Here is a 21052-nt window from a genome sequence, read left to right on the forward strand (position 1 = left end):
ATTTTATTTAATGGGCGGAAACGAAATGTTTTGCCCGGTTTCTATTTTTCTGAAGCTTAATAATTGATTGGTTTGAGCTACATCTATGTAATATGAAGGATTTTCATAAATATTTTCTGCCATTAAAGCCAGCTTGTCATTCATATTAACCGTTCTGAGATGCGTTAAATCGGGAGACATTTTATTTTGTCTGGCAACCATTACTTCATATGTCGCGGTACCTTTGAAAATACATTTTGCCTTTGCCCTGATCGGTCGTCCGTCTTTCCTGAAAAGGGTGTACTCAATATCCATACTTTTTAAGCGGCACTGTAACTTATAGCCGCCCCAAAGGATCTGTAAATAGGCTGTCTGATGGGTTTTCCCGTTATAACCCATTACAAGATTCTTAAATTCTTCTACATCCTTTTCCACTGTTTTAATTTCGGCAAAAGGATTTACAATGGCAGGTGATAAAGCATCAAGAACATCTCCGGCTTTATCCAGCAAAGACATTTCTCCTTTTCCGTCTTTTATTTTTCCCGGCGGTACAACCCCTGAACTGTCAAACACGAAATCAAAAGTGACTTCTTCCCCTTCTATTCTGTTAAAACTTAAATTATTAGAAGAAGCTCCCATTGGCTGTCCATCACAAAACATTACGTTATGTTTAAGACTGTATTTTTCGGGATTAAGCTGAACAAAAATGGTTTTTTTAGGGGTCTTTTTATAGTCGTTACTTTCGTATACTTCGATCCGCATTTTGTCTATAATCCCTAATGCTGCCTGTATCATCTTTCTTTTCTTTCTTTAAGTTTTTCCAATACTTCACGGGTACACTCTTTAATGAGCTGCGATTTTAGTTCCTGTATTTTTAAAGGATCTATTTGCTGAGAACGGGCAGAATTTACCGACTCTTCTTCAATCTTTACTTTGATGTGTAATTCTTTAATCTGAATAGCCATTTCAATAATCATTAAAAATTAGGAACCGGAAGCTCTTTAAAAAAGTTATATTTCAGCGTTATGGTTTCGATAACAATTTTATTTTGTTCTGCATCAAAATCACTGAATTCATAACTCAACGGAATAGCATGTGATACATACCAGACTTTCAGAGGGTTTCCTTTTTCGTTTAATAAAGAAACAATCAGATTGGCAGGATAAAAAACAAAATCTTCCAATGCCTGACTGCACCACATCGACAAACCAGACATATCCGAAGTTAATCCTCTTTTCAGAACCAAATCCTGGTATCCGGAACGCAACGGCAAATTATGCTTGAATTTATTTTGTCCGCCTTCGGTGTAAGGTTCGGTTTCCATCGTAACTTTCAGTCCGTTAACACTTTGGAATTTTGTATCGACACTAAATTGTGGCAATAATTCAAAGATTACAGAAAAGTAAAAACCGGGGATGGGATTGCTATCAGGCATGATGTTTAGATTTATACGTGTTCCATTGTAAATCCATGATTGGCTATTTCTACTGTATCTATGGCTGCTTCATTCGCATCAGATTTCATATCGGTGCATTTTAAAGAAACTATAAAACAGTCTTTTACTTTCCATACCACTTTTGGTTCGTGGTTTTCGTCTAATAAAGAGATCGTGATATTGCGGCGTTCCACGGTATTTAAAGCCACCGTATTGTACCAGTCATAAAACTCATTGTCTCCTGCAAACACTCCTCTTTTGAGTGTAATATTGCTGAGTTTCAGCATTCCGGGCATTTTCTTTTTAAAGAATTCCGGGCTTGAGCCTACACGATGTTCAATAACATCCATTTCTTTATTTAAACCGGAAACTTCCGTAAAAGCTATTTTGCTACCGCCCCATTCTACACTGAAGTGAAATTTTGGTAGCGGAAAATCTGTATTTGGCATGATGTATAGTTTTAGAGTTAATAATTAAGATTTTTGCTGCATTTGCTTGAATTCTAAAATGATAAATTCTGCAGGTCTTGAAGGAGCATATCCTATTTTTACGATCATTCTGCCTTCCAGAATATCCTGTGCAGACATGGTTTGGTTTAATCCAACTGCTACAAAAAATGCATGTTCAGGTTTTGCTCCTGCCAAAGCACCATCGTTCCAAAGGGTTGTTAAATAATTTTCGATCATTCCTTTCACATTGACCCATGTTTGGGCAACATTAGGCTCAAATACAAACTGCATACAGGCTTTTTTTACAGATTCTTCGATCATATTGGCTAATCTTCTTACGTTGACATATCGCCAGTCGTTGCTGTTTCCTGCTAAAGTTCTCGCACCCCAGACAAGATTTCCTCTTCCCGTAAATTTTCGGATCGCATTGATGGATTTTCCGGTTTCGTGGATGTTCATATTTTCCTGATCTTTATCGTTGATATCGTCCGTTAAACCTATTATTGAGTTTACACTTACATTCGCCGGAGCTTTCCAAACACCTCTTGTCGCATCAGTTTGTGCATAAATTCCCGCAATAGCTCCTGAAGGGGGAACTGTATTCATTGATTGAGAAAGTTTTGAAACAATTATTGAAAAAAGCGGAATGTTAGAAATCAGATTATTTTCTTCTTCCATTACATAATTTTCCAATGCGCTCATTGCGGAGCTCATTGCAGCAATAATCTGTGAATTCAGTTTATCCAAAGCTGCCTGAATTTTTGCTTTATCAGCTAAACCGGCAGTAATTAATGCTCCTGCATATGGATTTGTAACTGAAGCCGCAAATGCACCATTTCTCCAGATTGTATCATCAAAATCTGCATCAGGATTTGCATCAAGGTCGGCTAAATTAACAGGAGGATCTACATCCGGATCAGCTCCGGCAATTTGCAACGTATCGTAAATATCTTTAAAATCAACCAATTTCTGAGCATATTGTTTCAGAGAAACCGGAATCAAGCCTTGTACATAAGTTTTAAACGGATTGGCTAAAGTTGTAGTCTGACCAAGAACTTCCAGATAATCCCATAATTTATTTACATAATCTTTAGAATTACTAAAATCGTCTAAAATCGTTACTTTATCTTTATTTTGTTCGTTCCATTCTACGCTGAATCCTTTTGGAGCCGTATTTTGATATACTTTTTTATAGGTAACATCAAAATTATCCAGTAAAGGCTTTATAGCTAAATCTGTGGCATAGACAGAGGCAAAATTTACTTTTCCTGCGGTAGTTCCGTTAATATCATTAAACCTGAACTGATAAGGAAAATTAGCCTGTAAATAAGGATAATAAGCTGCTCCGTATTTCAGGTTCTGGTTTCCTATTTCATCTCTGAAGTCTTCGCTGTCATCGATTAAGTTCGCCGATTGTTTTACATCCATAATGGTGAATCTGTCCATCAGTTTCTGACACTGCATTAACGAATGCACCTGTACCGCTCCTAAATTAGCGGCTGATAAATTAACAGCATCCGGGAATAATATTAATGTAGGTTCATCGTACTTTTCCAGTTTGTCGATTCCGTCGGTAAATTTTCCTTTTGTAGTAGCATCAAAAGATGGACTATCAGTATAAAGTCCGATAGAAACAATATAGCATTCTCCTCCTCCATTGGCATAAAACAAACGCATACTGTTGTAAAGCTTGAATTTACTTTCTGTAACAGAGGAAGTATCCAAAGGAACCAGATTACTGTCTAAATCTACTGAGATTCCTGCAGGAGCAGGAGCTCCGCCAAAAAACTGCTCGTATTCCATTAAAGAAGAAATTCGAGTAGGAACATTCAGAGAAGTTGCTTTTTGGGTATATCCTACAAACGCAGGAATAGCGGTAGCAACTTGAGCGATAGATGGAGGAAATGCATCAATTTCATTGATATACACTCCGGGAGTTTTAATGGCACTAATATTCATGATTACTAATTTTTAAGTAGTTGTTATAATTTCGTTATTGGCATCTTTAGTGAAAGTACCGGATTCAAGATGTCCGGTAGCATCATTAGGATTATTTTCCCAAAGCTGGATTTTAGCTTTTTTAATGATTTCATCTGACGAAGTTTCTCCTGTCTGAATGGAAATCATCTGTACCTGATACAATACCGAAGGCATGTATTTCGCTCCGAGATAAGACCACATTTGATTAAGCTGATCGGTTTTCAGGCTTACCATTTCAAATATAAGCTTGTCATAAGAACCGCTACCCGGTATATTTTCTGATAAATTTGGCGGCTGCCAGTAAAAAACACGTTTGTTTTGAAAGTACCGAATAACGACTTCCAGTTTATCTATTCCTTCCGCGTATTTCGACTGGTCTATATTATAAGAAGCAAATAAGAGTGATAAAATTAAATTCTGAGTGGGATTTTTGTATTTTTCTATACTTTCACTTGAGGGAATATAATTTTTATATAAAGTCTGATTTTTAAGTATTTTATCTTCTTCGATATTTACAATTGATAAAATAATGGAAGATTTGGAAGACAGAAATTCATCTCCATCGTTCAAAGTAGCAATATTGGCTAATTCAACAATTGGAGTTCCTGTTATTTCTGCATTTACTGCAGTAACAAGTTTCGAAAGAAACTCTGTGATTTTCATGGCATCAGTTTATACCAACAAAGCTGCCTAAAATAAAATGATAAAATCGCAGTAGAAAACCCATATATACACTGGGGAAAACCCTGAATTTTATATAGATATCCATTTACAATTCAAATACATACATGAAAATTACTATTAATATTTCTATATTTAAAAGACCATCCTCACTCTACTTATTCGTATCAATGACTAAAATTCGTTTTGTAAAAATATTTTCAAACCTACCGGGCAAAATATTTATCATTGTCAAGTAAACCCAATATTAAGTATTTTTACTAAAAGCATTAATAAGTATTTATACTATACCACATTTTCATTATTTTTTGTTACTTTGAAAACCATATTAATATTATGGTATTAATTTTACAATAATATACTTGATTGTACCGGCAGACGAGTATTTAAGGTTAATTTTTAAATTATTCAATTGTATTGAATAAGTAAAGATGGCACATTTAATTTTTGTGCCTTTTCTATTGCATATTTCTGACAACCATAAAACTAAAAACGTATAACACATGACTCAAGAAAACTACGACGTAATCGTCATTGGTGGAGGAGCAATCGGCTTGGCTACTGCGTATCATCTCGGAAAACGCAAGGCAAAGACCTTAGTTCTGGAACAATTCACTTTTGTGAATCAATTGGGAAGCTCTGCAGGAGTATCCCGACAGTTCCGAATCCCGTATCCTCAAGAATACATGGTACAAATGGCCTTGGATGCAGAGCCTTACTGGGACGAGCTGCAAAAACAAACCGATACCCAATTGCTTGACAAAGTCGGAACTCTTTGGTTTGGAGATCCCAACGTACATTCTACTGAAGGAAATATTGCTGAGGCTGAACAGGCTTTAAAAGCACTAAATGTTCCCTACACTACCCTTACCTCAAAAGAAATCGAAGAAAAATACTACTTCAGAAACCTGCCGGACACATATACAGGATTGTTTCAGCCGGACGGAGCAAGTATTAATTTTAAAGCGACCATTGAAACGCTTTTAGATCTTTGTAAAAAATCAGAAACGGTACATTTAGAGGAAAACTCTCCTGTTCTTAAAATCGAGCAATTAGGTGATCTTTTTGAAGTCATTACACCGAATGGAAGCTATATTACTAAAAAATTAGCGATCATTCCCGGTCCGTACATCAACAGTGTAATCAATTTACTGGATTTTAAAATTGAAGCAACTTATTGGAATATGTCTTCGGCTTATTTTAAGAAAACAGATCCCAGCATTCAATATCCGACATGGTTTGTGTTCCAAAATGCAATAGGCGAAAACGGAAATCAGTTTTACGGTTTCCCATCCGTTGACTGGGATCATCCGGAATATATTCGTGTCGCGCCTGATTTTGTAATCACTCCTTTGGAAGAACCGAATGACAGAACATTAATTCCTAATCAACAGGAACTTGGATATACTTCCGAATGGGTAAAAGAACACATGACTGGCTTAGGCACAGAACCGGAATATACTTCAACCTGTCTTATAGCATTAAGTAAAATAGCCAACAAAGAACTGTTGATCGATTTTGCTCCAAGTTATGTTCCTAACCATAAAAACATCGTGTTGTACGCCACAGGCTGGGCGGCGAAATTCACTCCGTTTTTAGGAAAAATCATGACAGATCTTGTATTGGACGGACATACTGATTTTGATATTACTCCTTTCCAATTAGGAAGAAAATACTTTAAAGCAATTTAAAAAACTAAATTAAAACTAAAATACCATGAACAAAAACACTCCATTAAATCCGGGAAAACATCCTGATTTAAAAATTGAAGTCGCTATTATCGGTGCCGGAACTTCCGGATTGTACACGGCTTATCGTTTAGTAACTGATAAAAAATTTACAACCAGTGATGTACAAATCTTTGATATGAACAATAAGCTGGGCGGAAGACTGGAATCTGTTGTCATGCCGGGAATGAATTTCTGGGGAGAATTGGGAGGTATGCGTTATCTGACTTCTCAGCAAATTGTAACCACATTGATTGAAGGCTATACCCTGCCAGAAGATCCGACCAAACATATTCCTGTTTTGACAGATCAAATGACGCCTGTGCCTTTCCCAATGGGTGATTCTTCAAAATTATTAATGTATCTTAGAAAAGAACGCTTCAAACAAGATGCATGGAACGTTGCACAGGCAGTAGGTGAAAAACTTCCGACAAGATATTATTTAAATGATGATGATTACGGATTTAGCTCAGATCAGTTATTTAATAAAATTATTTATGATGTTTTGATGGCAGATCCTTGGGTTGCTGAAAAATATAGTGATAAAATAAAAAGAGGAAAGACAATTTACGATTACTCTTTTGAATTAGACAGCAGAGACTGGGATGATATTAAGCCTAAATTAGTCTATAACTTTCCTAATTCTCCTTATGACAATCGTAAAGTCAATGACTTAGGTTTCTGGAATTTAATCAAAGATCAGGTTTCGCAGGAAGGCTATGAATTTTTGGCAAATGCAGGTGGATATTATTCAAACACCATCAACTGGAATTCAGCGGAAGCTTTCCCTTATATGGTGGGAGATTTCTCTGCGGGAACAATCTATAAAACCATTGAAGAAGGCTATGACAGCATCGCTTATGCCCTGGCAAATTCTTATATGGAGCATGATGGAGCTACCATTTGGTCTGAAAATAAGCTACTTACTTTCACAAAAGCGCATCCTCTGACAGATACGCATAAATACGAACTGACTTTTCTGAATCTGAAAACCAACACCCAATGGAAGGTGTATGCCAATTCGATAGTGCTTGCAATGCCAAGAAAATCTCTGGAGCTTTTGGATCAGAATAATTTCTTCTTTAATATTAATGAAAATTCAACCCTGAATTACAATATCCGTTCTGTAATTATGGAGCCTGCCTTTAAAATATTAATGGGCTTCCCATATCCTTGGTGGAAAGAATTGGGAATCGATTCCGGACACTCGATCACCGATTTACCGATGAGACAGTGTTATTATTTCGGAACAGATCAACACACCGACAACTCAATGCTACTGGGAAGTTACGGAGATATGGAAACCGAGACTTTCTGGAAAGCACTTTCTGATGACAAGGTACTTTTTGAGGTAAAGGCTGCAAAATCTGCTTCCTTAAAAGAATTACATGAATTAGATGATGTTCAGGCTACCAAATTAATGGTTGACGAATTGATGAATCAGCTTAGAGAACTTCACGGAGATCAGGTAACGATTCCGGAACCTTATGTAACTTATTTTAAAGACTGGACAGACGATCCATTCGGTGCAGGATATCACGCATGGAAAGCAGGCTACTCCGTTGAAAACGTGATGCCGTACATGAGAAAACCGGTAGCCGATGAGCAGATTCATATTTGTGGAGAAGCTTATTCTGATCAGCAAGGCTGGGTGGAAGGCGCTTTCTGTGAAGCCGAAAAAATGCTTCAGGAATATTTTGGAATGCATCGTCCGATCTGGCTGAGCCCGGATTATTATTTAGGATGGTAGATAAAGCGAAATAATAATAATAATAATAATAATAATAATAATAATAATAATAATAATAATAATAATAATATAAAATTTACACCTATTTAGCAAAGAACCTTAAATAAATTGATAGTTTAATACAAGTTAAATATCTGTAACAGTAAAAACCTCTCAGTTTCTGAGAGGTTTTTACTGTATTTAATACATGATTTTTAAAAGCCGAGAGTGCAGGATACTCTATTAAAGCGTTCATATTAAATTAGCTGTAAATCAAATCAATGTGCTATCCAAACATTTCACACGAAGATTTTGCGATTTGCCAGTCCTAAAAAAATAAAATGAACCTAAATGTATATAAAGCATTTTTAATGGCAAAGAGAACTTCGCTTCTATTTACTGCATTGTGTCTTATTTTTTCGATCAAAGGCATGGCACAGACTATTGACCGGTTTGATCTGGTGAACAGGCACAATGTAATCTTAAAAGAGATCGATCCGTTGGCTTCACTATCGGTAGGCAACGGAGATTTCGCCTATACAGCAGATGTTACAGGGATGCAGTCATTGGAACAGCATTATTATAAAAACGGGATTCCACTCGAAACACTTTCTACCTGGGCTTGGCATTCCTTTCCGAATACGAAGAATCTAAAACTGGAAGATGCCATGAAACCGAACGATTTTCATGGGCGTAAAATCATGTACGCGAGTCAGGAAAAAAGTGCTGCAGGTGAATATTTCAGGATGAATCCACATCCGGCTCCGCTTGGACAGATCAGTCTCGTAAAAGAAAACGGAAAGTCTATTGAATTATCTGATTTGAGCCAGATCAATCAAAAACTTGATCTTTGGAAAGGTTTACTCTCAAGTTCTTATCAATTAAACGGAAAACAAGTTTCAGTAGAAACCGTTAGCAGCCCTGAAAATAGCACAGTAGCTTTTAGTATTAAATCATCATTATTAAAAGAAGGAAAATTAAAACCGGCGTTCCGTTTTCCATATTCTTACGATTTATCGATTAAAAATAAACCTCCTTTTAGCTGGACCCAACCTAATATGCACCAAACTACAATAGTCAGCAAAGGGTTGAATAATGTGGTTTTGAAAAGAGTAATTAATACTACTGAATATTATGTAACCATTCACTGGCAGGGAAAGGCGAAATTTGAACTGGATGGACCTCATCGTTTTTACCTAAATGCAATAGGGTCAGATAGCTTACAAATCGTCTGCCAGTTTTCTCCTGTACTTATTAAACAAACGCCACGACAATTTGCTGCAATCCGCAATGCAAGTGCTCTTTCCTGGAAAGATTTCTGGACTAAAGGCGGTGCTGTTGATTTTTCAGGCAGCAAGGATCCACGCGCAAATGAACTGGAAAGAAGGATTATCCTTTCACAATACCTGATGAAGGTAAATTACGCAGGCTCTTTTCCCCCGCAGGAAACAGGTTTAACGCATATCAGCTGGTATGGCAAGCATAATTCTGAGGTGTATTGGTGGCATGCAGCGCAATTTTATCAATGGAACCATACAGATTTACTCGAAAAAAGCTTTAACTGGTATAAACGAATATTACCTATTGCATTAAAAGAAGCTAAACGCGAGGGATTTGAAGGTGCAAGATGGCCAAAAATGGCTGGTATTGACGGCAAAACAAGTCCCGGAGGAATTAATCCTTTTATCATCTGGAACCAACCCAATCCTATTTATCTTGCCGAACTGATTTATCGAGCCCATCCAAATACTGAAACTCTTAAAAAATACAGTGACGTTGTATTTGAGTCAGCTCAATTTCTGACTTCTTATGCTTTTTATGATGTTAAAACTGACCGCTATATATTAGGACCACCACTCAAGAGCGTGAATGAAAGCACTGCTGAAAACACTACTCAAAATCCAACTTTTGAGTTAACGCAATGGTATTACGGATTAAAAGTTGCCCAAGACTGGCGCGTACGCATGGGTATGACAAGAGATGCGCACTGGGATGAGGTGTTGAAAAAATTAGCTCACCCAACTATAAAGGATGATAAATACCTGGAAATGGAAACAGATCCCGATATGTATAACCGAAAAGGAGGCTTTTCGTCTGCAATGCTCATGAGCTTGGGACAGCTTCCACAAACACCTTTAATTGATCCGAAAATCATGTCCAATACTTTTAATACCATATATGAACGTAATGGTTTAAGGAGTTTTGTCAGCTGGAGCCTGGGTAAAGGAGCCATGACAGCGGCACGCTTAGGTGAACAGGATAAAGCAGTGGATATATTGTGTAATACCCTGCCTGGAGCTGTATTTTTAAAAAATGGGCATGTGCAACGCGCTAAAGAACCTTTAGCCTGCCCTGCTTATTTACCTACAAACAGTGCATTTCTTGCAGCTGTTGCATTGATGGCTGCAGGATGGGACAACGGACCGGAAACCAATGCCCCGGGATTTCCACAGAATGGAAACTGGCATATAAGAGTGGAAAACGTGAATAAATTACCATAAATAATACAATCAAAAATAATCATTATGTTTCGGAAACTATATCTATCCTTATTTTTATTAGGTTCATGCTGTACCTTAACTTACGCACAGCAAATCGCTTTTCCCGGAGCTGAAGGCTTTGGACGTTTTGCAGCTGGTGGACGTGGTGGTACTGTTTATCATGTGACCAACCTCAACGATACTGGTGCTGGATCATTCAGGGATGCTGTAAGCCAGACTGGCAGAACGGTTGTTTTTGATGTTGCCGGTGTGATTAAAATCAAAGAAAAGATTGCTGCTGCTCCCGGAATTACTATCGCGGGTCAGACTGCACCGGGAACAGGCATCATCGTTTATGGCAACGGCATATCTTTTGGCGGTAATAGCATTATAAGGTATATCAGATTCAGAGGAAGCATTAATATGCCTAAAGGAGCATGCACCGTAGTAGCAGATGAACTAAAGGATATAATCTTTGACCACGTTTCTATCGAATGGGGAAGATGGGATAATCTGCATGTAAAAAACAGCACCAATGTTACCCTTCAATATTGCCTTATCGGTGAAGGGATAGACCCACAGCGTTTTGGAGCCTTATTGGAAAACCCTGTTGATATGACAGTCCATCATAGTTTGTGGACAGGAAATCAAAGCCGTAATCCCAAAGCGAAAGCGAAAATTGAATATCTTAATAATGTAGTCTATAACTGGGGCAAGAGTGCTTTCATTGGAGGACATTCGGCCACAGACCATTATCAGGATCTTGTAGGAAATTACTTTATTGCCGGACCAAGTTCGACCAATGATTTCTTAAGTATGTTCACTCCTACTGATCATGTTTATCACAAAGATAATTATGTAGATCTCAATAAAGATGGCAAAGTAAACGGACGTTTGGTTACTGATGAAGATTTTATCAAACAAACAGCTACTTTAGTAAAAGAACCCTCATCAATATCAAGAAGTAATGTTACAATCAGTGCTGCAGATGATGCCTGGAAAGCAGTTATGAAGGAAGCTGGTTCTTCCTTAAAACGAGATGCAGTAGATAACCGGATTATCGGCTATTTTAAAAGTCTTGGTAAGAAAGGTCAGATTTTTAAAACTGAAGCTGATGCCGGCGGACAACCGGAAGTAAAGCAGGAGACCTCAAAATTAAAAGATACAGATGCAGACGGCATACCTGACAGCTGGGAAACTAAAAATAATCTGAACGCTAAGGATGCGGCAGATGGAGCAGCTATAACCCAAACCGGCTATACTAATCTGGAAAATTATATTAACAGCCTTGTGAAATAAACGGTCAAATACTGTGTCGCAGAAACCAAACCCTCTCTGCATAAGTAAAGAGGGTCATTATTTTAAAATATTAAAATATCAATTTCCAAAATTCACAAAATGCGGAATATCTGTTGTAAAACCGTTCATTGGTAAAAGGTTATTCCGGTTACTGTTAAAATCAAAAATCGAATTATTATCAAAAGGAACGCGAGGATAATAGGTAAAAGAAATTTGTATCCTGTTGAAAACCAAATAAGGGTTATTAATCAAAACACCAATTCCTATTTTGGTATTAGTATTTGTTTTCAACAGTTTATCCCCCGGCATTCCTAACCAGCCTACTGCTGTAGTTAAATACGGACTGAAATGGAAATTTTTCCATGTTTTATTAATGAAAAGCTGAAGCTGATATCTTAAAACCAATTTCTGAGTTCCGATATAATCTGCACTGTAAACAGGAAATTCGTCTGCCGAAGAAAGATTGATCCTGTCTTTATAAGAATAATTATGCTGTGGATTTCCTAGTGCTAAAGTCGGAGAAAAGAAATGTCTTGCCTTTGCAAATTTCCAATCCATGAGATTGGTAAAATAAGTTCCATCCAGGCGGAAAGACTCACGGTTTTGACTGTCCTCGTTAAAAAATCTTCCAAACTGAGCTTTTACATTGAAATAACCAACCTTTGTAAAACTACCATAAGATGCAGAAATTCCCGCATAAGGAATCATCTTATTACTTCTTGATAAAAATCCGCCAGTCAGATTCACAGAATTACCGTAAGCAATATCTTCCGGCAAATCATATTGAAAAATATTTTTCTCAACCGAAAACTTCCTCTGAATAAATCCGGCAGACATTAGAAAACTGCTGTAAGAACTAAAATACTGATATTGATCGATTCCCGGGCTGTCTTTGTACTGATAATTCTGAAATCTCCCTATCAATGCGATATTACTGGATATCTTTTCACCTGGATTGGATGAAACGGGAATTTGATAACCTCCCCACAAATCCTGACTGTACACTTTGATTTGCACTCCCGGAAAAGAAGTATCATTTTCTATCGGAAGCGAAACATTTCGCATAAAGTATTCGAAAGTAAAACCTCCTGCCCATTTCGTTAATGGTGAGAAAAAATCTCTTCTGACATTGAAATTGATTCTTTCATTTTTAAAAAAATCCCGTTCTCCTAAAACCTGAGCATTGATATAAGAACCAAAAAGATTGTATGCTGTATAACTTCCTAAAAGATAATCCTGTTTTTCTTTAGAATCGTTTCTGTAAAGAAGATTCAGCTCGTGTCCCAGTCCTAACAGGTTTTCTTCGGTAACTCCCAAACCAATTTTACTTCCGGAATAACTGAGTCTGGGTTTTAAACTCCACGAATCTAGAACTTTTACAACAACATCGATAGAATCTTTGGTAGAAGTACTATCGGAAATACTGATATTAACCCTGTTTATAAAAGGCATTGTTCTCAACAAACGTTCGGATTCGTAGATTTTCTGTGCATTATATTCTTCCCCTTTCTGAAAAAGCAGATAATTATTGACGGTAGAAACTCTTGTGTTGGAATGAAGATGATTCGTAAACCAATCGTACCATTTGGATTTTTCTTTTTTATCTTTGGAACCATATCCAAACGGGTCAATGGTTTCTATCCTGATATTTCTGATATATTTTCCGCTATAAGTCTCCTGCGACAATCTTTCGGTTCTTGTTTTAACAGAAACCGAATCTGCCTCCCTCCGAAATATGAAACGATGAATGAATTTGGTAACCTTTCTTTTATCTGAAAACTTTTCAATTTTATAATAAAGCGAATCTTTTTTCTCCTGCGCATTCAAAAAGAAAAAACAATTTAAAAAGAAAATTAAAGTTATAATCGATTTGTTCATCAATAATTAAAATTCAATAAAATCTGTAATATCAATTTACAAGCCAATATAGACTAAAACACGGGTAACATACCGAAACTTTTCTATGTAAAGTCAAAAAGACGATTATAAATATTTTCCGAGGTTTAATTCTACATCACCGTAAGTTTGCAGTCCTTGATCCAATAAATTTTTGATCCTTATTCTGGCTTCCGGCTCAGTAAGTGATGTAAAAAATCGTGTTTGAGTTTCCATAATATGTTCGTTTTTTGGAATTATTACCCTTTCGTTCATAATGGATTTGATGGTTGTTATGATTTTTTTATCAAATGAATCAATTCTCTTTGCTAAATTTTCTACAAAAGTGTCTAACTCGCCGTCAGGAAAAGCACGGTTTATCCAGCCATAAGCAGCAGCGGTTTCAGCATCATAATCATCACCGCTTAAAATAATCTCTAATGCCCTTGCTTTACCTGTAAGCAGATGCAGACGTTCCAGTCCGCCACCACCAGGAAAAGAACCAATACCAATCTCGGGTTGAGCAAAAACAGCTTTCTCCTTACTTGCAAAACGCATATCAAATGCCTGAATAAACTCGCTGCCTAAACCTCTGGCTCTTCCTCTTATGGATGCTATACTTACAAACGGTGCCTGTTCCAAACGTTTCGCAATATCCGGCCAGGAAATAGAAAGTCCGGTTTCCCCTACTCCTTTAGGAAAATCAAAGATATTTACAAGCTCTGCGTGTGCGACATAGAAATCAGGATTAGCACTTTCAAATACGACCACTTTCAGGTTTTCATTAGCTTCCAGCTCGTCCATTGCTGTTCTCAGCTGAACAGAAAATTCTGGATCAAATACGTTTACCGGAGGGTTATCAATGAGTACTTTCCAGTAGCTTTCGCTTATTTTTTGTGTTGTGAAAATCATATTATTAAATTTAATGAAGTTTAAAATGTAGCTTTAATTATTAAGGAATAAATTAATGTATCCGGCAATTAATTCGGGATACTGATGCTGTACTCCGTGACCAGCGTCATTTATTATGATATGATGCATCGACGGGGCATTTCTAAGAAGAGGAAACCAATTTTCTACGGCGAAACTGATGTCGTGATCCGCCGAAATTACCAATACAGGATTGGTCAAAGTTTTATACTGATCTCTGAAATGATTTTCATCTTTTTTCATCATTGCCGAACCATCAAAATACTTTTGAAATTTGTCCTGTGTAGAAGGTATTTTCTTACGATCGAGACGTTTTGCAATTCGATCAAATGATGCTTTAGCTGCGGCTCTGCTTTTTTCGGAAGAAGGTTCAAAGAATGCAACCGTTTCATCATCAAGGTCGTTGACAGGCTTTAAAGCTCTTTCAAAGAAAGTTTTATCAAAAGGCACTTCGTTATTGCCTGGCGGATTGGTTCCCATAAGAATGGTCTTCAGAATCCTGTCCTGATTTAAAAATAATGCTGTCTGAGCCACAAGACCTCCATAAGACCAGCCAACCACGTGGAATTTATCGTATCTTAAGGCTTTTATCAACTGTGTTCCCACTGATGCTACTTCCAGAATATCCGATGAGAGCTCACCTTCTGAATCTCCAATTCCGGGATAATCAAATAAAACGATTGTATGTTCATAAGCTAACGAATCTAAAAATAAGGGATCCCAAGTATCCAGAGTTCCACGGAAACGATTGTAAAACAGAATAGGAAATCCCTCTCCGAAATGCCTGTAAGCAATCTGAACATCATTGATCCTGATAAACTGTGTCTCAGAATTTGAAAAAGATGAATTCATAATAAAAGACTTTTTTATCTATCCAAAATTACCTGAACAGAAGGTCGCCTTTTAACACGAATCAAGGATTATGTTATCCTTTTCTCGGATTTCGGACTTCACTCGGAGAAATCCCTTTAATTTTTTTGAAAAACCTTGAAAAATAAGGAACATTGGTGAATCCAAGCTGATAGGCAACATCACTAATATTCAAATCTGTCTGAAGCAAGAGGATCTCAGCCTGCTCAATGACAAATTCGTGGATAAGATTGATAGTGCTTTTCCCAGTTTCTGCTCTTACCAAGTCCGTAAGATAATTTGATGACAAATGCAATTCTTCAGCAACTGAAGAAACTGTCGGGATATTCTTAACCGGTTTTGAAAGATCACTGTAATGTTGCTGCAACAGAGATTTTATTTTTGAAATGACAGAAACAGCGTTCGTTGATTTTTCTTTAAATTGTCTTTCATAGAAAAGGTCGGCATATGTAAGAACTACATTTAATAATGAAAGAATGATGTTGATATTGGCATTCACTTTATTTTCAGCCAATTCATAATGAATTTTTGTAAAAAGCCAAGTGATTGTTTCCTCTTCCTCCGCAGTCATAAATAATGCATCATTGATCTCATAACTGAAATATTTGTACTGATTGACCTTACTGGCAATTGGATTTTTTTTGATGAGATCGGGATGAAAAACAAAAGCATAACCATCCCAAAACGTAAGACTATCCCAGGAAACTACCTGTCCCGGCTCGCTAAATAACATCAATCCGTTTTCTGTATAGTACTTATTATTTCCGTAATTGATATCGCCAGTGAAATTTTTCTTTAATGAAATTTTGAAAAGATTGACCTGAATCTCACTACTCGACTGGGGAAAGTTCGGAATCGCCTGTTTGCAGACTCTGCTGTCCATTAACGGATGCAAGGGTGTTGCTAAATTCAGATATTTGTTATAGTCTGCTAAATCACTAAATACTTTCATAATAACAAAATTGCAAATTTGTTTTAATCTTCTACTATAACTTAGTATCAATTTTGCAAAAGAGCTTTGTAAATTGCTTTTATGCACCAATTAAATATATTAATGGCTGTAAATTTCATATCAAATGAAATGTCTGTTTGCAGGTTCATATTCCGTTTGTTATCTGAAATTCGTAAATGAGATTGCCCGTAATTGTCAGCAATAGCAATGACTATTATATATTTATTATCTTTAACCAATCTATTTTTTGGCTAGTTTCTTTTTGGCTAGCTATTTGAAGTAATAAAAAATCCCTGCTTCCAGAAGAAACGGGGATTTAAAAAAAGCTTATAATTTTGAAACAATTGTTTTTAGATGATTATTAAAAACACTACTGAAAATTTTGTCCTAAGGATCATCTTTTTTTGAATTTATGATTTAAAAACCATAATTCTACCCGAAACAAAAATTTGCTCTCCCGTAATCCAGGCTGCATCTTCGGAAGCAAAAAATTCCTTTGGATCCATCTGTAACAATCGCTACTTTGTTTTTAACTTGTTAATTATTGGTTTTTATTGACGGTTTAATTTAGTTATTGATCGATTCAATTAAATTGAAGTTGTCCTCTTTAGCAGGATTATATCTAAATTGTGGTCAAGATTCATTAATCAAACTTGATCAGGTCCTTAAAAATTAACTGTCCCCAGCTATTTCCGTGCGCCTGCACAAGCAGTCCGCCTTCAGAAAGTCCACCAAGTTGAATCGGTGAAAAACCCAGCTTTTTTGCGAGTGTACCAATCTCCGTTGCTGCGCCGTCATCGTCACTCGACAGAAATACGACTCTCCTGCCACCATGCACCGCCGGGTCCTGATCAAGAATGGCAGCGCCCAAATGGTTGAAACCTTTAACCAGTTTTCCACCAATGAAGGCTTTAGCGACGAATTTGGCAGAAGGCTGTCCTCCCATCTTTTCAGGCGGAACTCCGTACGCATTGGTCACATCAACTATGATTTTATCCTGCCAACTGGAAAGTACTTTTGCAACATCCGGGTGCGACTCGAAACGAACCGCCAAAAAGATGATATCTGCCTGAACTGCTTCTGCAAGTGTCGTAGGAATGATCTCTGTTCCGATAGCAGCTGCATCGGATGCAAAGCTTTCCGGTTCACGTGTAGTTGCAACGGATACTTCGATACCCTTGCGGACAAATGCTCTGGCCAGAGCCTTGCCGATATTGCCGAAGCCGATAATTGCGTAGCTCTCTACGTTGTTTTCTGATTTATTCATTTTGAAAATTATTTAATTGTTTAATGATACGAATTCAAACTCTTGGCACCTCGGCGTCAATTACTTAGCCAAATAGGTCATACCGCCATCAACAAGAAGCTCAGCACCAAGCATAAACGAAGAATCATCAGAAGCCAGAAAAACCGCTGCCTTACCAATGTCAGACGGTTGCCCTATTCTGCCTGTCGGCATCACTCCTGCATAGTGTGTTTTTACAGCTTCAATTTGTTCTGCAGGAACAAACTTGTCAAATGCCGGTGTATCCGTCGTACCTGGTGTTATTACATTTGCTCTTATCTTCCTATCTAAAAGATCGCTTGAAAATGCTTTCGCAAAAAAGATCACAGCTGCTTTTGCAGCACCATACAGTGTAAATGATGCATATGCCCGATGTGCTGCATTTGAACCAATAAGAATAACAGAACCGCCATCATTCATATGAGGCAACGCTTTATGAACAGTGAAGTAAACACTTTTCAGGTTTAAATCCATTGTCTTATCATATTCCGATTCACCAATACTTTCCACAGTTCCTACAGTTCCGCCACCCGCATTGGCTACTACCACGTCTATTTTACCAAATTTTTCAGAGGTTTCCTTAAATACTCTTTCCAGATCGGCAGGGTTGGTTACATCGGCATTTATGGCGATAAAATCTTCTCCAAGCTGTGCCACAGCACTGGCTAATGTTTCTTGATTTCTGCCGACAATAACTCCTTTAGCACCTTCATTTTTAAATTCCTGGGCAATACCAAATCCGATACCGCTGTTGCCGCCTGTAATCACGGCAACCTTATTTTTTAATTTACTCATTATTCTATTTTTTAAGATTGAGAGACAAAGGTAGACTACTTAGGTTATTTTTAGTAACTTTGTACCGAAAAATAACAGTAACACAGAGATAACTAAGTAACAATGGGATGTAAAATAGAAGAGTTCCAACAGGAACAAAAGAAAAGAATGAGAGCTGTTCAGGATTCAATGGACGTTTTGAGCGGAAAATGGAAGATCGCTATTATCTCTTCTATTTGCTGTTATGGCAAAAGACGATTTTCAGATATCTTGAATGACATAGAAGGAATTTCCAACAGAATGCTGAGCAAAGAATTAAAGGAACTGGAAATAAACCAGCTAATCAAACGAACGGTTTTAAGTACACAACCTATAACAGTTCAATATGAACTTACGGAGCATGGTGATACACTGCAAACCATCATCACCAATCTTACAGACTGGGGAATTGTACACAGAAGAAAAATTGTTGGTAATAGTCTTGAGGATGTAAACTCGTCAGGTTGCGAGCGCACAGTAAATGTTGAGATATAAAGACTTATAAAAAAACGAAAATCATTGTAATGAGTTCTTTTAGACTTAAAAGACTTTCAAAATTTATTAATTGTGTCGGGACTAGATTACTGCAATCGGTGATCCCATAGATTACCAATTCTGCTTTGAGCTTTGGATTATTGTAATTTCTCCGGGATTCATCAGAAAATGTGCAGCAATAATTCCTCCGAAGAAAATTCCTAATACAAAAATAAATTCCAGATTACTTCAACATTTTATTTTGACAAACGAAATTACTTTTGGGAAACCTCGGTTTGTACGATTGCATTGAACCCACCTTCAACTTCAGAAAATTCCTGTAACCTCTTGCCTGAAGAATGCTCGCCGCCATCATACTTCAGTAACCGCCTGCGCAGTGAAGATAAAAATGTTCGTTAGGTTCAAATTACTTTCCTGCGGATACGGCTCAGGCTTTCGGGCTTCATTCCCAAAAAGGAAGCAATATAGCTAATCGGAACGTTATGTAAGATTCCCGGATAAGTTTTAATAAGTTTTATATAGCGCTGCTCTGCGGAAAGTGTTGCCAGTTCTGTAGAACGTTTTTCGTTATAGGATATGGATTGCTGAAAAATCCGGATACTGAAATCTTTCATCGCTTCACTTTTTGAAGTCAGGACATCAAGATCTTTTTTTGTAATCCGCAAAAGCTCACATTCCGTGATGCACTCAACATTATCCGTGGCTTTTTCTGTATTTATAAAAGAAAAATAAGAGGTGAAAAATCCGGGCGGACAATTGATATGGGTTGTAATTTCATCTCCATTCTCATTAAAATGGAATAAACGCAGATAGCCTGATATAATATAGTAAAGGTATTCCGGTACTTTCCCCTCTTCTTCGATAATGCGGTTTTTAGGAAAAAGTACCGGCTCAAAATATTGAATAATCAAACCCTCATCCTCTTGTGAAAGAGAATGCCCGGAACGGATAAAATCAATTAATTTCTGCTGCATCATACCTTTTAAGAATATCTGTTTCAAATTTACAATAACTATTTTAATAGCTCTTTATGCTCCATTAAATAAACAAGTGCTTCCTTTACAGCTTTTTCAGGGCTTTTCGGATTGAATCCAAGTTCGGTTCTTGATTTTGTAATATCAAAATTCTGTTGCAGACCTGAAAACATAGCAATATCCTTACGGGTCAATACCGGTGGTATACCCTTCATTTTAGCTGAAAACTCCATTATCCCGGCAATAAAAGACAGAATGAATTTTGGCACCGAACCCGGTATTTTGATCTTTAGTTCAGGAAATAATGTATTGGCCAAAATGGTAGTATCAGTAATAGTCATACACTTTTCGTTAGCAAGAATGTAGCGCTGTCCGGCACGGCCATGCAAAGCAGCCAGGTAACAGCCTTCTGCTACATCTTTTACATCAATCCAATTCAGGGTGATTTTGGTGTCTACTGGGATCTCTTTATTGAGGATCAGCTTCAAAATTCCATAGGAAACATTCAATGGCAGAAAAGCCTCACTCCCGATCATTGCTGAAGGCATAACGGAAATTACTTCTATCCCCAGTTCACTTGCCAGCTTAAAAGCAAGTTTTTCACCATCATTCTTGGAATTGTAATACATATCCCTGCGGTCAGGATTATAGCCGTAACTTTCTTTGGTAGGCAGGATGCTATAATCCAGTGCTGCTATGGAACTTACATATACAATACGTTTCACTCCCGCCTCTGCTGCCGCTTCGATAGTATTTCTAGTCCCTAGAATATTAACATCATAAATTTCTTTTTTTGGATCCTGTGCCCAGAGTTTGAAAGAGGCACCAACTGCATAAAAAGTTTCCACTCCCTGTAAAGCCTTTACAAAAGATGATTTATCGGTAATATCTGCCTGTACAACCTCGCAGTCCAGACCTCTGAAAGATTCTTTATTATTAATGTTCCGTACAGTGGCTCTTACAGGAATTCCCTTTGCTATCAATAGTCTAACCAGATTATTTCCTAAATGTCCGTTGGCACCGGATACTAAAGCCAGATTTTTCTGTGTCATAATGTTTTGTTTTAATGACACAAAATTCCAATAACTATTGACCAATA

At 37.2% G+C, this 21052-nt stretch carries 19 protein-coding genes and 1 pseudogene; 5 read left to right on the plus strand and 15 right to left on the minus strand.

Annotated features, from left to right (window positions below; all coding sequences use genetic code 11):
• Positions 1 to 3 precede the first annotated feature (3 nt).
• From ABD745_RS12370 to ABD745_RS12395, 6 genes are read right to left on the minus strand one after another with little or no spacing between them, the layout of a single operon-like run.
• A complete protein-coding gene (locus tag ABD745_RS12370) occupies positions 4 to 774 on the minus strand; it encodes a CIS tube protein (RefSeq protein ID WP_344830184.1) in 771 nt (256 codons plus the stop codon).
• A complete protein-coding gene (locus tag ABD745_RS12375) occupies positions 771 to 944 on the minus strand; it encodes a DUF5908 family protein (RefSeq protein ID WP_344830187.1) in 174 nt (57 codons plus the stop codon). The genes ABD745_RS12370 and ABD745_RS12375 overlap by 4 nt, the downstream gene beginning before the upstream one ends.
• Positions 945 to 955: 11 nt before the next feature.
• Positions 956 to 1414, minus strand: coding sequence for a phage tail protein (locus ABD745_RS12380; protein ID WP_344830189.1), 459 nt, complete (start codon positions 1412 to 1414; stop codon positions 956 to 958).
• 11 nt (positions 1415 to 1425) lie between these two features.
• Positions 1426 to 1863 carry a phage tail protein gene (locus ABD745_RS12385; RefSeq protein WP_344830191.1) on the minus strand — a complete coding sequence of 146 codons (438 nt, stop codon included), beginning with the start codon at positions 1861 to 1863 and terminating at the stop codon, positions 1426 to 1428.
• Between the two features lie 24 nt (positions 1864 to 1887).
• Positions 1888 to 3822 (minus strand): phage tail sheath C-terminal domain-containing protein, encoded by a 1935-nt coding sequence (locus ABD745_RS12390; protein WP_344830193.1) that lies wholly within the window; start codon positions 3820 to 3822, stop codon positions 1888 to 1890.
• A gap of 12 nt (positions 3823 to 3834) precedes the next feature.
• A complete protein-coding gene (locus ABD745_RS12395) occupies positions 3835 to 4506 on the minus strand; it encodes a Pvc16 family protein (RefSeq protein WP_344830195.1) in 672 nt (223 codons plus the stop codon).
• Between the two features lie 521 nt (positions 4507 to 5027).
• On the opposite strand from ABD745_RS12395, the gene ABD745_RS12400 reads away from it, so the two are divergent.
• The 4 genes from ABD745_RS12400 (at position 5028) to ABD745_RS12415 (ending at position 11759) form a co-directional block, all read left to right on the plus strand.
• The gene (locus ABD745_RS12400; protein ID WP_344830197.1) at positions 5028 to 6215 is read left to right on the plus strand and encodes an FAD-dependent oxidoreductase; all 1188 of its coding nucleotides are present in this window, start codon (positions 5028 to 5030) and stop codon (positions 6213 to 6215) included.
• A gap of 25 nt (positions 6216 to 6240) precedes the next feature.
• Positions 6241 to 8001, plus strand: coding sequence for a flavin monoamine oxidase family protein (locus tag ABD745_RS12405; RefSeq protein WP_344830200.1), 1761 nt, complete (start codon positions 6241 to 6243; stop codon positions 7999 to 8001).
• Positions 8002 to 8321: 320 nt separating this feature from the next.
• Positions 8322 to 10481 (plus strand): hypothetical protein, encoded by a 2160-nt coding sequence (locus tag ABD745_RS12410; protein ID WP_344830203.1) that lies wholly within the window; start codon positions 8322 to 8324, stop codon positions 10479 to 10481.
• 24 nt (positions 10482 to 10505) lie between these two features.
• Entirely contained in the window at positions 10506 to 11759 is a 1254-nt protein-coding gene (locus ABD745_RS12415; RefSeq protein ID WP_344830206.1) for a hypothetical protein, read from the plus strand.
• A gap of 78 nt (positions 11760 to 11837) precedes the next feature.
• Here ABD745_RS12415 and ABD745_RS12420 read toward each other — a convergent pair whose 3' ends face one another.
• From ABD745_RS12420 to ABD745_RS12445, 6 genes are all read right to left on the minus strand, one after another.
• Positions 11838 to 13586 (minus strand): BamA/TamA family outer membrane protein, encoded by a 1749-nt coding sequence (locus tag ABD745_RS12420; RefSeq protein ID WP_344830209.1) that lies wholly within the window; start codon positions 13584 to 13586, stop codon positions 11838 to 11840.
• A 156-nt stretch (positions 13587 to 13742) separates the two neighbouring features.
• Positions 13743 to 14546 (minus strand): enoyl-CoA hydratase/isomerase family protein, encoded by an 804-nt coding sequence (locus tag ABD745_RS12425; protein ID WP_344830211.1) that lies wholly within the window; start codon positions 14544 to 14546, stop codon positions 13743 to 13745.
• A gap of 33 nt (positions 14547 to 14579) precedes the next feature.
• Positions 14580 to 15416 (minus strand): alpha/beta fold hydrolase, encoded by an 837-nt coding sequence (locus ABD745_RS12430; RefSeq protein WP_344830214.1) that lies wholly within the window; start codon positions 15414 to 15416, stop codon positions 14580 to 14582.
• A 73-nt stretch (positions 15417 to 15489) separates the two neighbouring features.
• Positions 15490 to 16386 (minus strand): helix-turn-helix domain-containing protein, encoded by an 897-nt coding sequence (locus ABD745_RS12435; protein WP_344830216.1) that lies wholly within the window; start codon positions 16384 to 16386, stop codon positions 15490 to 15492.
• Positions 16387 to 17029: 643 nt separating this feature from the next.
• Positions 17030 to 17653, minus strand: a complete 624-nt coding sequence (locus tag ABD745_RS12440; protein WP_344830219.1) for an NADPH-dependent F420 reductase — start codon at positions 17651 to 17653, stop codon at positions 17030 to 17032.
• A gap of 60 nt (positions 17654 to 17713) precedes the next feature.
• Complete coding sequence (locus ABD745_RS12445; protein ID WP_344830222.1) at positions 17714 to 18466, minus strand: SDR family NAD(P)-dependent oxidoreductase; 753 nt, start codon at positions 18464 to 18466, stop codon at positions 17714 to 17716.
• A 102-nt stretch (positions 18467 to 18568) separates the two neighbouring features.
• Between ABD745_RS12445 and ABD745_RS12450 the strand changes: the two genes are divergently transcribed.
• Positions 18569 to 18979 carry a winged helix-turn-helix transcriptional regulator gene (locus ABD745_RS12450; RefSeq protein WP_344830226.1) on the plus strand — a complete coding sequence of 137 codons (411 nt, stop codon included), beginning with the start codon at positions 18569 to 18571 and terminating at the stop codon, positions 18977 to 18979.
• A gap of 223 nt (positions 18980 to 19202) precedes the next feature.
• On the opposite strand, the pseudogene ABD745_RS21565 reads toward ABD745_RS12450, so the two are convergent.
• The 3 genes and pseudogenes from ABD745_RS21565 to ABD745_RS12460 all read right to left on the minus strand — a co-directional run.
• Positions 19203 to 19379 (minus strand): annotated as a pseudogene (locus ABD745_RS21565) (rhodanese-like domain-containing protein); the annotation flags it as partial.
• Position 19380: 1 nt separating this feature from the next.
• Entirely contained in the window at positions 19381 to 19980 is a 600-nt protein-coding gene (locus ABD745_RS12455; RefSeq protein ID WP_344830229.1) for a Crp/Fnr family transcriptional regulator, read from the minus strand.
• Positions 19981 to 19991: 11 nt separating this feature from the next.
• Positions 19992 to 21005 carry an NAD-dependent epimerase/dehydratase family protein gene (locus ABD745_RS12460; protein WP_344830231.1) on the minus strand — a complete coding sequence of 338 codons (1014 nt, stop codon included), beginning with the start codon at positions 21003 to 21005 and terminating at the stop codon, positions 19992 to 19994.
• Between the last annotated feature and the right edge of the window lie 47 nt (positions 21006 to 21052).

It is taken from the genome of Chryseobacterium ginsenosidimutans (assembly GCF_039536845.1).
GTDB lineage: Bacteria > Bacteroidota > Bacteroidia > Flavobacteriales > Weeksellaceae > Chryseobacterium > Chryseobacterium ginsenosidimutans_B.

Excerpts from the sequence above, each read along its gene's own strand:
- ABD745_RS12415 (WP_344830206.1), top strand. The coding sequence starts at position 10,506 with ATGTTTCGGAAACTATATCTATCCTTATTTTTATTAGGTTCATGCTGT.
- ABD745_RS12410 (WP_344830203.1), top strand. The coding sequence starts at position 8,322 with ATGAACCTAAATGTATATAAAGCATTTTTAATGGCAAAGAGAACTTCG.
- ABD745_RS12385 (WP_344830191.1), bottom strand. The coding sequence starts at position 1,863 with ATGCCAAATACAGATTTTCCGCTACCAAAATTTCACTTCAGTGTAGAA.
- ABD745_RS12430 (WP_344830214.1), bottom strand. The coding sequence starts at position 15,416 with ATGAATTCATCTTTTTCAAATTCTGAGACACAGTTTATCAGGATCAAT.
- ABD745_RS12380 (WP_344830189.1), bottom strand. The coding sequence starts at position 1,414 with ATGCCTGATAGCAATCCCATCCCCGGTTTTTACTTTTCTGTAATCTTT.
- ABD745_RS12370 (WP_344830184.1), bottom strand. The coding sequence starts at position 774 with ATGATACAGGCAGCATTAGGGATTATAGACAAAATGCGGATCGAAGTA.
- ABD745_RS12445 (WP_344830222.1), bottom strand. The coding sequence starts at position 18,466 with ATGAGTAAATTAAAAAATAAGGTTGCCGTGATTACAGGCGGCAACAGC.
- ABD745_RS12400 (WP_344830197.1), top strand. The coding sequence starts at position 5,028 with ATGACTCAAGAAAACTACGACGTAATCGTCATTGGTGGAGGAGCAATC.
- ABD745_RS12460 (WP_344830231.1), bottom strand. The coding sequence starts at position 21,005 with ATGACACAGAAAAATCTGGCTTTAGTATCCGGTGCCAACGGACATTTA.
- ABD745_RS12450 (WP_344830226.1), top strand. The coding sequence starts at position 18,569 with ATGGGATGTAAAATAGAAGAGTTCCAACAGGAACAAAAGAAAAGAATG.
- ABD745_RS12390 (WP_344830193.1), bottom strand. The coding sequence starts at position 3,822 with ATGAATATTAGTGCCATTAAAACTCCCGGAGTGTATATCAATGAAATT.
- ABD745_RS12435 (WP_344830216.1), bottom strand. The coding sequence starts at position 16,386 with ATGAAAGTATTTAGTGATTTAGCAGACTATAACAAATATCTGAATTTA.
- ABD745_RS12375 (WP_344830187.1), bottom strand. The coding sequence starts at position 944 with ATGGCTATTCAGATTAAAGAATTACACATCAAAGTAAAGATTGAAGAA.
- ABD745_RS12395 (WP_344830195.1), bottom strand. The coding sequence starts at position 4,506 with ATGAAAATCACAGAGTTTCTTTCGAAACTTGTTACTGCAGTAAATGCA.
- ABD745_RS12425 (WP_344830211.1), bottom strand. The coding sequence starts at position 14,546 with ATGATTTTCACAACACAAAAAATAAGCGAAAGCTACTGGAAAGTACTC.
- ABD745_RS12440 (WP_344830219.1), bottom strand. The coding sequence starts at position 17,653 with ATGAATAAATCAGAAAACAACGTAGAGAGCTACGCAATTATCGGCTTC.
- ABD745_RS12405 (WP_344830200.1), top strand. The coding sequence starts at position 6,241 with ATGAACAAAAACACTCCATTAAATCCGGGAAAACATCCTGATTTAAAA.